The organism is Pseudomonas sp. B21-028 (assembly GCF_024749045.1).
Classification (GTDB): domain Bacteria; phylum Pseudomonadota; class Gammaproteobacteria; order Pseudomonadales; family Pseudomonadaceae; genus Aquipseudomonas.
In genome coordinates, this window is sequence record NZ_CP087184.1 from 3,194,935 (window position 1) to 3,207,821 (window position 12,887).

Genomic DNA, 12,887 nt, shown 5'->3' on the forward strand with positions numbered 1-12,887 from the left:
CGGCTAGCCACATATTTCGAAACAGCGCCCACAAAAAAGCCCACGACCGTGGGCTTTTTACTCAGGAGGCGAATCGCCTCAAACCAACCGGTGGTACGAAGGCTTCCAGCTCGGCTTCCACCGCTTCGATTATTCGCTCCACGTCAGGGGCGTTCATCACGGTCGCGCAGGGGATGCCTGCAATCGCGATCATGGTTTCGCCGCTGGCACGGTCGAACAACCGGGCGACCATGCTGCCCGGCGCATCCATACTGGCCTCGAAGCCCATTGGATGGAAATGCCAGCGCATCAGCTGGCAAGCGTTGGGAAACGTAACCTTGCTGAACGATCCTTTATTCATCTGTTGCCCACCTTCTTCATCAAGCGCTTCCGTTTGCTCTTGTCAGGAAGGAAGAGCCATCATGGCCCTACCAGTGAGAGTTAAAAATAGCACCTGATAATGAAAGTCATGTGGCTTTTTTCAGTCCGTTTTGCGATTGGTTCACTTTTTTTGATCTGCATCATGACTTAACGGCCAATGCTCAGAGTGCCATCACCCTTTGCCCGACGAAGGCTGGTGGCCCCTCAACGGCTCTGGCGCACGGTATTGCAGGGCGATGAACAGGGCCAGGACTACCATCGATAAAGCGGCGATGAAGGTGAAGTGCAGGCCGTTTGCGACCTCCCCGGGGCTGGCGGCAGAGACGCCGTTGGTCGGTAATGCGGATGCGAATACCGCGCCGAGCACCGATGCGCCGGTAAAGAAACCCAGGTTGCGCGACAGGTTGAGCAACCCGGCAATGACGCCGCGCTTCTGCGCGGGAACGTCCGTCATCACGGCCGTGTTGTTGGCGGTCTGGAACAATGCGTAGCCCAACGTGGTGACTACGATGGCCATGACATAACCGCCCACGCCCAACGCCGGTGACAGCAGCGTCAGCATCGAGCAGCCCAGTACCATGGTTGTCAACCCGACAAGCCGCATGGGGCGCACGCCGAACCGATCCGTGAGGCGCCCGGCAGGCACGCCGGCCAATGCGGCAACGCAGGGACCGACGGCCAGCACCAACCCCACCAGCGTGGTCGGCAGTCCAAGGCTGATAGACAAATAGAAAGGCCCTATCAGCAGCGTCGCCATCATGACGGTCGCCACCAATGCACTCGTCGCCAAACCCGAAACCAGCAGCCGGTCGCGGAACAATGCCAGGGGGATCAGCGGTGACGTCACACGGCGCTGAGCCAGGACGAACAGCCCACCGCCGAGGATTGCCACCAGCAGCAAGGCGAGATTGATTCCGCCAAAGCTGCCGCGTCCCAAAGTCATGGCCAGTGCATAAGCGCCCAGTGCCGTCGCCAGCAGCACCGTGCCGGTGATATCGAAGCCGGGTCTTTCGGCATGTGCCGGGGGGCGATGGATAGGCAAGGAGCGCCAGGCCAACAACCACGTCAGCAGTCCGAGGGGTACGTTGATCAGGAAGATGGCGTGCCAGCCGAAGACGCTGACCAGCGTACCGCCGAGCGAGGGCCCCAGAGCAGTGCCCACCGCTGACAGTGTGGCCAGCAAGCCCATGGCGCGACCGGTGCGGTCCTTGCCGACCGTTTCGCCGACCAGGGCCAGGGTCAGGGTCATCATGACGGCCGCTCCCAGGCCTTGCAGCGTCCGGCCCGCGATCAACAGCTCCAAGGAAGGGGCGAACCCGCACAGGACGGACGCCAGGGTGAACAACAAAATCCCGGCCAGCAGCAGTTGCCGACGTCCAACCAGGTCTCCCAGGCGTCCGACGCTGACAATCAGGGTGGAGATCGCCAGCAAGTAAGCCAGCACCACCCATTGGACCGCCTGGAAGGAGGCGCTGAACGCTTCGGCCAAGGCAGGCAGGCCGACCGTGGCGACGCTGGTACCCAGCGAGGCCAGCAGGGTTGCAAGGGCAAGGCTGGTCAACGCCCAGCGTGCCGAGGTGGCTTGGGGTGCGCCGGTAATCTCCGGCGGGCAAGGTTGCGTACTGACGGGTTTCATTCTGTTCTCCATTTGCGACTCGCAAAAACTGGGCTGTCAGAACAGTACGCTGGGGCATAACATGGCGGAAGACGCAGCAGTTGCACTTTATAGCTGCATAGAACGCCACCTATCAGCCCAAGGCCTGATCATGTCCATTCCCGATCTCAACCTGTTGGTCACCCTTGACGTATTGTTGGCGGAAGGCAGCGTCGCCCGGGCGGCCCAACGGCTGCGGCTCAGTCCTTCGGCGATGAGCCGGGCGTTGGCGCGCTTGCGGGAAACCACCGGTGACCCGCTGTTGGTGCGGGCCGGGCGAGGGTTGGTTGCCACGCCCCGAGCCCTGGAGTTGCGCGAGCTGGTCAGTCAACTGGTACAGGACGCCCAGACGGTGCTGCGTCCGGTCCAGGCCCCGGACCTGCGGCGCTTGAGTCGGACCTTTACGCTGCGCACCCGGGAAGGGTTCGTTGAAAACTTCGGGGTCGATCTGATTGCCCGCATCGGCGAAGAGGCGCCCGGTGTCCGGATGCGTTTCGTGGACAAGGCTGACAAGAGCAATAAGGCATTACGCGAGGGGACCGTGGACCTGGAAACCGCTGTAGTGGACAAGGACACCCGCCCGGAGCTGCGCACCCAGGCGTTGTTCGTCGACCGTTTCATCGGTGTGGTTCGCCTGGAGCACCCACTGGCCCAGGCCGAGATGACCGCTGCCGCTTATGCGGCGGGTGGGCACATTGATGTCGCGCTGCGCGACCTCGACCACGGTCCCATCGACCGGGCTTTGGCTTCCTTGGACCTGACGCGCGAGATCATCACCACTGTCCCGGGGTTCTCCACGGCGCTGGGGCTCGCGCGGTCCAGCGACCTGGTCGCCAGTGTGCCCGAACGCTATACCACCCGCCTGCGTAGCGGCCTGTACAGTTTTGCGCTGCCGTTCCCGGTGCCGGCGTTCACGATTGCCATGCTCTGGCATCCAAGAATGGATGCCGATCCGGTGCACCGCTGGCTGCGGGGTTGTTTGCGGGAGGTTTGCGCGCGCAACACCGAGGAACAAATAGGCCACTAGTTCATATTAATTAATAGCATTTCACTGGCAGTTAGTTGCTGGAAGAGCGACGAGCGACATAGGGCGATATTTAATATTTAAATAGGATTTTGTCCGACAATTTTGGGTCTTGACGCTGTACTGCCTGTATTAACTGGGCGGACGCCTAGTGCTCTGCTCGGTGTCCGAGTTGCTGTTGAGAGGGCTCAAAAAAATCGCTAGACGTTTGATTTCGAATTGTGTCAGTTTTCTTGCGTCCTCAATTGGGCGAGTGATAGGACGATCTCGCCAGAGATTGCCTGTCTGAAAAAACTGTTCCATTGCAAACAAGGAAGTGTGTTTATGTCGAAAGTCAAAACCAGCACTATTGATTCCGCCGAACAACTCCTCTGGGCACCGCAATCATTGGCCGAACCGAGTAGTGCGTTCAACCGGATCAATAGTTTCAGCCATCAATACGACCGTGGCGGCGATCTCACCGTCAATGGCAAGCCGTCGTACTCAGTGGACGAGGCGGCCACCCAATTGCTGCGCGACGGCGCGGCGTATCAGGACAGGGACGGCAGCGGCAAGATCGAGCTGACCTATACCTTTCTTACCTCCGCATCTTCGAGCACCATGAACAAGCACGGGATCAGCGGTTTCAGTCAGTTCAGCGCCCAGCAGAAGGGCCAGGCTGCGCTGGCCATGCAATCCTGGGCGGACGTGGCCAATGTCACCTTTACCGAGAAGAGCAGCGGTGGCGACGGGCACATGACCTTCGGCAACTACAGCGGCGGCCAGGACGGCGCAGCGGCGTTCGCCTATCTGCCGGGGACTGGCGCCGGCTATGACGGGACGTCCTGGTACCTGATCAACAGCAGCTACACCCAGAACAAGAACCCGGACCTGAATAATTATGGCCGGCAGACCCTGACCCACGAAATCGGCCACACCCTGGGCCTGGCGCATCCTGGCGACTACAACGCCGGCGAAGGCAGCCCGACCTACGATGACGCCACGTACGGCCAGGACACCCGCGGCTACAGCGTCATGAGCTACTGGAGCGAAAGCAACACCGACCAGAACTTCAGCAAGGGCGGCGTCGAAGCCTATTCCTCGGGCCCTTTGATGGATGACATCGCGGCGATCCAGAAGCTCTACGGTGCCAACACCAGCACCCGTACCGGTGACACCACTTACGGTTTCAATTCCAACGCCGGCCGCGACTTCCTCAGTGCTTCTTCCTCGTCGGACAAGGTGGTGTTCTCGGTATGGGACGCGGGCGGTCGCGATACCCTGGACTTCTCCGGTTTCACCCAGAACCAGAAAATAAACCTCAATGACGCCTCGTTCTCCGACGTTGGCGGCATGGTGGGCAACGTCTCCATCGCCCAGGGCGCCACCATCGAAAATGCCATTGGCGGGTCGGGCAGTGATTTGCTGATCGGCAACGAAGTGGCCAACGAGCTCAAGGGCGGCGCCGGCAATGACATCCTCTGGGGGGGCGGCGGTGCGGACAAGCTGTCGGGCGGTTCGGGTGCCGACACGTTTGTGTTCGCCGCGAGCTCCGATTCGCGGCCGGGTGCCACGGATCAGATCCTCGACTTCGTCAGCGGCCTGGACAAGATCGACCTGACCGGTATCACCAATGGCGCGGGCCTGCACTTCGTGAATGCGTTTACCGGTGCGGCGGGCGATGCGGTGCTGTCGACATCGGGTGGCAACAGCTTGTTGTCGGTGGACTTCTCCGGGCATGGCGTGGCCGATTTCCTGGTCAGTACCGTCGGACAGGCAGCGGTTTCGGACATCGTGGCCTGAACCACGCCGTAGGAGCTGGCGAAGCCTGCGATCTTTTTTCGCTCATTTGAGCCACGAATGAAGATTGCGGGCTTCGCCAGCTCCTACGGGATCTTTGTTGGAATGGACAAGATGGGTAAAAAATTTACGCCCTGTAGCTTCCCGGCAACCGCCTGGTTACTCGCTACGCTGATGTTGTTTTCTGGAGAAGTCGCCATGGCGCGCAGCCTGTTGTTAGCAGAACCCTCGCAGTTGGCCGGTCAGTGGCGTGCCGTCCTGGCAGGCCCGCAGGACACCGCGCAAACCCAGGCGTTGCAGGACAAGCCGTCGAATGTCTGCGTGATCGAACTCAAGGCGGACCAGACCGTGGGTGGGCAAACCGATTGCCTGGGTCACTGGCTCGGGGATGAGCCGGTGCATTGGTTTCCGGAACCCGATGGTCTTTCGCTGCTTGGCAAGCAAGATGCCAGAGTTCATCTGGGGCTCCGTCAGGGCCAGCATTATCAAGTCAATTTGAAGTCGGGATTGAGCGTTACGCTCGAGCGCGATATCCAAGAGAGCGCACGTTAACGTATTCGTACGGCCTGGGCCTGTTTACCCGTATCCAAGCGCGCTTGTTCGAACGAGCGCGCACTTTGGTGTGTTCAGGTTCAACTAATAAAAGATTGGCGAGTTCGAGAGTTCGCCAACTCTATGGCAAAGCCAAGAGCAGGGAAGAATGATGAAAAGGGCAAAGACCGCCGCTGCGGTGCCGCTGTTCAAGGCGCTGGGCGATTATAAAAATATCCTGCTCAGTGTCGGTTGTTTTACCGCATTGATTAATGTCCTGATGCTTGCGCCTTCCATTTACATGCTCCAGGTATATGACCGTGGATTGTCATCGCAGAACGAGACCACCCTGGTGATGTTGTCGTTGATGGTGGTGGGGTTCTTTGTCTTCATCGGGCTGCTGGAAATGGTGCGCAGTTTCATTGTCATCCGTATCGGCAGCCAGTTGGAAAGGCGTTTCAACCTTCAGGTCTACAAGGCCGCGTTCGAGCGCAACCTGCTCCAGGGCGAAGGCAACGCCGGACAGTCCCTGGGTGACTTGACCCATCTGCGCCAGTTCGTCACCGGCCCGGCATTGTTTGCCTTCTTCGATGCCCCCTGGTTCCCGGTCTATCTGTTGGTGATCTATCTGTTCAACGTCTGGCTGGGCGTGTTCGCCAGCATCGGCACGCTGTTGCTCATCGGCCTGGCATGCCTGAACGAGGTCATGACCCGAAAACCATTGGCGCAGGCCAGCGGCTACTCGCAACAGTCCGGTCAACTGGCTACCAGCCACTTGCACAACGCCGAATCGATCCAGGCCATGGGCATGCTCGATGCGCTGCGCAACCGCTGGTTTGCCGTGCACTCGCGCTTTCTCGGTCTGCAGAACCAGGCCAGCGACACCGGTGCGGTCATCAGTGCCTTCAGCAAGGCCTTGCGCCTGTGCCTGCAATCGCTCGTGCTGGGGTTGGGGGCGCTGCTGGTGATCAAGGGCGACATGACCGCCGGGATGATGATTGCCGGCTCGATCCTGATGGGCCGGGTATTGAGCCCCATCGATCAATTGATTGCCGTGTGGAAGCAGTGGAGCGGCGCGAAGCTGGCTTATCGTCGTCTCGATGCGCTGTTGCAAGCCTATCCGCCCCAGGACGATACGATGCCGTTGCCACCGCCCAAGGGCCAGGTGAGTTTCGAGCAGGTCAGCGCCGGACCGCCGGGGCAGCGCCAAGCGACATTGCATCAAGTGAGTTTCAGCCTCGCTACCGGCGAGGTGCTTGGGATCCTGGGCGCCTCGGGCTCCGGCAAATCCACCCTGGCCCGCGTGCTGGTGGGCGTATGGCCGATCCTCGGTGGCGCGGTGCGCCTGGACGGCGCCGATATCCATCGCTGGAACCGCGACCAACTCGGCCCATACATCGGCTACCTGCCCCAGGACATCGAGCTGTTCAGCGGCAGCATCGCCGAGAACATTGCCCGCTTTCGCGAGGCCGACCCGCAGAAAATCGTCGCTGCCGCGCAGCAGGCCGGGGTGCATGAGCTGATCCTGCGCATGCCCCAAGGCTACGACACGGTACTGGGGGAGGACGGTTGCGGATTGTCCGGTGGGCAGAAGCAACGGGTCGCCCTGGCTCGGGCCCTGTACGACCGGCCGAGCCTGGTGGTGCTCGACGAGCCCAACTCCAACCTCGATACCGTCGGCGAGGCGGCACTGGCCAGTGCCATCGCGCAGCTCAAAGCCCAGGGCACCAGCGTTGTGCTGGTGACCCATCGCTCTTCGGCACTGGCCCAGGCCGACAAGTTGCTGGTGCTCAACGAAGGTCGCCTGCAAGCGTTCGGACCGAGCCAGGACGTGCTGCGGGCGCTGTCCGGCCAGCCGGAAACCCCGCGGGACAAACCCCAGTCGACGCCCAACGGCTTGAGCATGAGCCGTCAGTACCAGGCCGCCGGCAAGCCCGGCAACGCATGAGCAAGGATCGCGACATGACCCTCGAACACACTCGACTCCCCGAGCCTCCCGAACGTGACGCCGGTTTCTTCATGCGCATGGGCTGGGCCCTGGCGATCCTTGGCGCTGGCAGCTTCTTTACCTGGGCCAGCCTGGCCCCGTTGGACCAGGGCATTCCCGTGCAGGGCACGGTGGTGGTTTCCGGCAAGCGCAAGGCCGTGCAATCGATGAGCAGCGGCATGGTCAGCCGGATCCTGGTGCGTGAAGGCGAAGCGGTCAAGCAAGGGCAACCACTGTTTCGCCTGGACCAGACCCAGGCCGCGGCGGATGTGCAATCGCTGCAAGCCCAATACCGGATGGCCTGGGCCAGCCTGGCGCGCTGGCAAAGCGAGCGGGACAACCTGGCGCAAGTGAGTTTCCCGAGCGCGTTGAGCCAGGACCCGGACCCGCGCCTGGCGTTGGTGCTCGAAGGCCAGCGACAACTGTTCAGCAGCCGTCGCGAAGCCTTCGCCCGGGAACAAGCCGCATTGCGCGCCAGCATCGACGGCGCCACCGCGCAATTGGCGGGGATGCGTCGGGCCCGTGGCGACCTGACGGCCCAGGCCGACTCCCTGCGCCTGCAACTGGGCAACCTGCAGCCCTTGGCGGATAACGGCTATATCCCGCGCAACCGCCTGCTGGATTATCAACGGCAACTGTCCCAGGTGCAGCAGGAACTGGCGCAGAACAGCGGCGAAAGCGGCCGGGTGGAGCAGGGGATCGTCGAATCTCGGCTGAAGCTGCAACAACACAGCGAGGAGTACCAGAAGGAGGTTCGCAGCCAACTGGCCGAGGCCCAGCTCAAGAGCGAAACCTTGCAACAGCAACTCACGTCGGCCGGGTTCGAGCTGCAACACAGCGAGATCCTCGCCACCGCCGATGGCATCGCCGTCAACCTGGGGGTGCACACCGAGGGCGCGGTGGTGCGCCAGGGCGACACGTTGCTGGAGATCGTGCCCCAAGGCACCCGGCTGGAGGTGGAAGGGCACCTGCCGGTGAACCTGATCGACAAGGTCGGTATCCATCTGCCGGTGGACATCCTGTTTACCGCCTTCAACCAGAGCCGCACGCCGAGGGTGGCGGGGGAGGTCAGCCTGGTCTCCGCCGACCAGATGGTCGATGAAAAAACCGGTACGCCGTACTACGTGCTGCGCAGCAGCGTGGGCGATGCGGCGCTGGAAAAACTCAATGGCCTGGTGATCAAGCCCGGGATGCCGGCGGAAATGTTCGTGCGCACCGGCGAGCGCTCGCTGCTCAACTATCTGTTCAAACCGCTGTTCGACCGGGCCGGCTCTGCGTTGACCGAGGAATAAGGATGTCCGGTGTATGAAGTGTTTCTACGGGTTGGCACTGCTGGCCGCTTCAACTTGCAACCATGCCTGGGCCATGGGGCCGTTCGAATTCTACGAACAAGCCCTGCGTAACGACCCGGTCTATCTCGGGGCGATCAAGGAACGCGACGCGGGCCTGGAGAATCGCGCCATCGGCCGCGCCGGGCTGCTGCCGCACCTGGGCTACAGCTACAACAAGGGCCGCAACCAGTCCAAGGTCACTTACCTCAATGATCGCGGCGCCAGCCAGCATGACGATCGCAACTACAGCAGTTATGGCTCCAGCCTGACCCTGCAACAGCCGCTGCTGGACTACGAGGCTTACGCGGCCTATCGCAAAGGTGTGGCGCAGGCGCTGTTCGCCGATGAAAACTTCCGCGGCAAGAGCCAGGAGTTGCTGGTGCGGGTGCTGAGCCATTACACCCAGGCGCTGTTCGCCCAGGACCAGATCGACATTGCCCAGGCCAAGAAGAAGGCTTTCGAACAGCAGTTTCGCCAGAACGAGCATCTGTTTCGTCAGGGCGAAGGCACCCGCACCGATATCCTCGAGGCCGAGTCGCGCTACGAGCTGGCCACCGCGGAAGAAATCGAAGCGCACAACGAACAGGATGCCTCCCTGCGTAAGCTGGGTTCGCTGATCGGCGTGCCCACCCTGGCGATCGGTGACCTGACGCCGTTGAACGAAAGCTTCCAGACCTTCGCCTTGCAACCCGCCGGTTTCGATACCTGGCATGAACTGGCCGTGAGCAACAACCCCAGCCTGGCTTCCCAGCGCCAGGCCGTGGATGTTGCGCGCTACGAGGTGGAGCGCAACCGCGCCGGACATCTGCCCAAGGTCAGCGCCTACGCGACGATGCGCCAGAACGAGTCGGAAAGCGGCAACACCTACAACCAGCGCTACGACACCAACACCATTGGCCTGGAAGTCAGCGTGCCCTTGTATGCCGGCGGTGGCGTCTCGGCCTCGACCCGCCAGGCCAGCCGCACCATGGAACAGGCCGAATACGAGCTGGATGCCAAGACCCGGGAAACCCTGATCGAACTGCGCCGGCAGTTCAGCGCCTGCGTGTCGGGGGTGAACAAGCTACGGGCCTACCAGAAAGCCCTGGCCTCCGCCGAAGCACTGGTGGTGTCGACCCGGCAAAGCATTCTTGGCGGCGAGCGGGTCAACCTTGACGCGCTCAACGCCGAGCAACAGCTCTACACCACCCGCCGCGACCTCGCCCAGGCCCGCTACGACTACCTCATGGCCTGGGTCAAATTGCATTACTACGCCGGCACGTTGGGGGAACAGGACCTGGCGAAAGTGGATGAGGCATTTGTAACCCGCTGATCCATTGACCGGGCAGGCCTTTGTGGCGAGGGGATTTATCCCCGTTGGGTCGTGCAGCGAACCGAAGGCTGGCGACTGCTTTGCAGTCGAACGGGGATAAATCCCCTCGCCACGGGAGCCAGTGCTAGCCACAGGACCGACCTTGCCATGGCCCGCTAGGACTACCTCATGGCCTGGGTCAAATTGCATTACTACGCCGGCACGTTGGGGGAACAGGACCTGGCGAAAGTGGATGAGGCATTTGTAACCCGCTGATCCATTGACCGGGCAGACCTTTGTGGCGAGGGGATTTATCCCCGCTGGGTCGCGCAGCGAACCGAAGGCTGGCGACTGCTTTGCAGTCGAACGGGGATAAATCCCCTCGCCACGGGAGCCAGTGCTAGCCACAGGACCGACCTTGCCATGGCCCGCTAGGACTACCTCATGGCCTGGGTCAAATTGCATTACTACGCCGGCACGTTGGGGGAACAGGACCTGGCGAAAGTGGATGAGGCATTTGTAACCCGCTGATCCATTGACCGGGCAGACCTTTGTGGCGAGGGGATTTATCCCCGCTGGGTCGCGCAGCGACCCCAAGACTGGCGACTGCTTTGCAGTCGAACGGGGATAAATCCCCTCGCCACGGGAGCCAGTGTTAGCCACAGGAATCAGGGCAATGGCCGGTTGGACTCTTCATTTTGCATTTGTTCCAACAACAAAAAGAGAGGCAGCAACACATGGGTATCTACGATTACAAGAACCTCGGCACCACCGAGTCCAAGGCATTGGTCAGCGATGCAATGGCGATCATGCTGTATTCCTACCACAACCTCGACAACGGCTTTGCTTCCGGGTACCAGCACAATGGCTTCGGTGCCGGTCTGCCGGCGACCCTGGTCACGGCATTGCTGGGCGGCACCGATTCCCAGGGAGTGATTCCTGGCGTGCCGTGGAATCCCGATTCGGAAAAGCTTGCCCTGGAAGCGGTGCAAAAAGCCGGCTGGACACCCATCAGTGCCTCGCAACTGGGCTATGCCGGCAAGGTGGATGGCCGCGGAACGTTCTTTGGCGAGAAGACCGGCTACACCACCGCGCAAGTGGAGATCCTTGGCAAGTACGACGCCGAGGGTCACCTGCAGGAAATCGGCGTGTCGTTTCGTGGCACCAGTGGCCCCCGGGAAAACCTGATCACCGACTCCATCGGCGATGTGATCAACGACCTGATGGCCGCCCTGGGGCCCAAGGACTATGCGAAAAATTACGTCGGTGAAGCCTTCGGCAACCTGCTCGGGGATGTCGCGAAGTTTGCCCAGGCCCACGGCCTGACGGGCAAGGACGTCCTGGTCAGCGGTCATAGCCTGGGCGGGTTGGCGGTCAACAGCATGGCGGACTTGAGCGCGGACAAGTGGTCGGGGTTCTACAACAGCGCCAACTACATTGCCTATGCCTCACCGACCCAGAGCGGCACCGACAAAGTGCTGAACATCGGCTATGAAAACGATCCGGTCTTCCGGGCGCTGGACGGCTCGACCTTCAACCTGGCGTCGGTGGGCGTGCACGATGCGCAACAGGATTCGGCCACCAACAACATCGTCAGCTTCAACGACCACTACGCGTCGACGGCCTGGAACATGTTGCCGTTTTCCATCCTCAACATCCCCACCTGGATCTCCCACCTGCCCACCGGTTATGGCGATGGCATGGGACGGATCATGAACTCGGCGTTCTACGACCTGACCGAAAAAGACTCCACCATCATCGTTGCCAACCTGTCGGACCCGGCGCGGGGCGATACCTGGGTGCAGGACCTCAATCGCAATGCCGAGTCCCACACCGGCAGCACCTTCATCATTGGCAGCGACCAGGCGGATCTGATCCAGGGCGGCCAAGGCACCGATTACCTGGAAGGCCGCGCCGGCGACGATACATTCCGCGACGGCGGTGGCTATAACGTGATCCTGGGTGGGCAGGGCGCCAACAGTCTGCACCTGCAGCAGTCGGTGAAGAATTTCAGCTTCGCCCATGACGGGGCCGGCACGCTGTACGTGCGTGATGCCCACGGTGCGATCAGCATCACCCGCGACATCGGTACGCTGGTCAGCCAGGAGCCCGGATCGCTCTGGGGATTGTTCAAGGATGAGGTGAGCCACAGCGTCACCGCCAACGGTCTGGCAGCCGGGGGCAACCTGACGGCGTATGCGTCATCGGCCAGTGGCAGCGCGGCTGACGATACCCTGGTGGCGCGGGCGACGGGGGACTGGCTGTTCGGCCTGGACGGTCGCGACCGGCTGGTGGGCGGTGCCGGGAACGACACTTTCGTCGGCGGTTCGGGCAATGACCTGATGCAATCGGGTGGCGGCAACGACACCTTCATCTTCAACGGCGCGTTCGGCCAGGACCGGATCAGCGGTTACGACGGCGGGGACAAGTTGGTGTTCATTGGCGTACAGGGGGCCGGGGCGGATTTTGACTACAGCCAGCACTTGTCGCAGGTGGGCGCCGATACGTTGCTCACGGTTGGCGACAATTCCGTGACCTTGGTGGGAATAGGGCTGGGGCAGGTTGGGGACGGCATCGTGTTCGCCTGATTCATGCACTGACCCCTGATCTCTGTGGGAGCCGAGCTTGCTCGCGATAGCGGTGGACCTGCCTGCATCAATGTTGAATGTGCCACCATCGCGAGCAGGCTCGCTCCCACATTGTCCGGCGGTGACTGTGATTGCGTGATCACCGCAGATCCCCTGTGGGAGCGGGCTTGCCCGCGAAGGCGGCAGTACCGTCAATCTTTAAGTGACTGGTTCACCGCGTTCGCGAGCAAACTCGCTCCCACATTATCCGGCGGTGACTGTGATTTCGTGATTACCGCAAATCCCCTGTGGGAGCGAGCCTGCTCGCGATGGCGGTAGTGCAGTCGCAAATGATGTCAGCTA

General features: G+C 61.5%; 9 protein-coding genes. 7 read left to right on the forward strand and 2 right to left on the reverse strand.

Annotated features, from left to right (window positions below):
* Nucleotides 1–61: 61 nt before the first annotated feature.
* Nucleotides 62–340, reverse strand: coding sequence for a DUF1652 domain-containing protein (locus LOY35_RS13865; RefSeq protein ID WP_003201764.1), 279 nt, complete (start codon nucleotides 338–340; stop codon nucleotides 62–64).
* A gap of 192 nt (nucleotides 341–532) precedes the next feature.
* Complete coding sequence (locus LOY35_RS13870; RefSeq protein ID WP_258633356.1) at nucleotides 533–1,996, reverse strand: MFS transporter; 1,464 nt, start codon at nucleotides 1,994–1,996, stop codon at nucleotides 533–535.
* A 130-nt stretch (nucleotides 1,997–2,126) separates the two neighbouring features.
* Here LOY35_RS13870 and LOY35_RS13875 point away from each other — a divergent pair, with 130 nt between their 5' ends.
* From LOY35_RS13875 to LOY35_RS13905, 7 genes are all read left to right on the forward strand, one after another.
* Nucleotides 2,127–3,041, forward strand: a complete 915-nt coding sequence (locus LOY35_RS13875) for a LysR family transcriptional regulator (protein WP_258633358.1) — start codon at nucleotides 2,127–2,129, stop codon at nucleotides 3,039–3,041.
* Between the two features lie 321 nt (nucleotides 3,042–3,362).
* Nucleotides 3,363–4,820 (forward strand): serralysin family metalloprotease, encoded by a 1,458-nt coding sequence (locus tag LOY35_RS13880; protein ID WP_258633360.1) that lies wholly within the window; start codon nucleotides 3,363–3,365, stop codon nucleotides 4,818–4,820.
* A gap of 111 nt (nucleotides 4,821–4,931) precedes the next feature.
* A complete protein-coding gene (locus LOY35_RS13885) occupies nucleotides 4,932–5,369 on the forward strand; it encodes a protease inhibitor Inh/omp19 family protein (protein WP_258633605.1) in 438 nt (145 codons plus the stop codon).
* Nucleotides 5,370–5,520: 151 nt separating this feature from the next.
* On the forward strand, nucleotides 5,521–7,296 hold the full coding sequence (locus LOY35_RS13890) for a type I secretion system permease/ATPase (RefSeq protein ID WP_258633608.1): 1,776 nt from the start codon (nucleotides 5,521–5,523) through the stop codon (nucleotides 7,294–7,296).
* Entirely contained in the window at nucleotides 7,293–8,627 is a 1,335-nt protein-coding gene (locus LOY35_RS13895) for an HlyD family type I secretion periplasmic adaptor subunit (protein WP_258633361.1), read from the forward strand. The genes LOY35_RS13890 and LOY35_RS13895 overlap by 4 nt, the downstream gene beginning before the upstream one ends.
* Before the next feature lie 13 nt (nucleotides 8,628–8,640).
* On the forward strand, nucleotides 8,641–9,978 hold the full coding sequence (locus tag LOY35_RS13900) for a TolC family outer membrane protein (protein ID WP_258633364.1): 1,338 nt from the start codon (nucleotides 8,641–8,643) through the stop codon (nucleotides 9,976–9,978).
* Nucleotides 9,979–10,694: 716 nt separating this feature from the next.
* Complete coding sequence (locus tag LOY35_RS13905; RefSeq protein ID WP_258633366.1) at nucleotides 10,695–12,545, forward strand: polyurethanase; 1,851 nt, start codon at nucleotides 10,695–10,697, stop codon at nucleotides 12,543–12,545.
* Nucleotides 12,546–12,887: the final 342 nt, after the last annotated feature.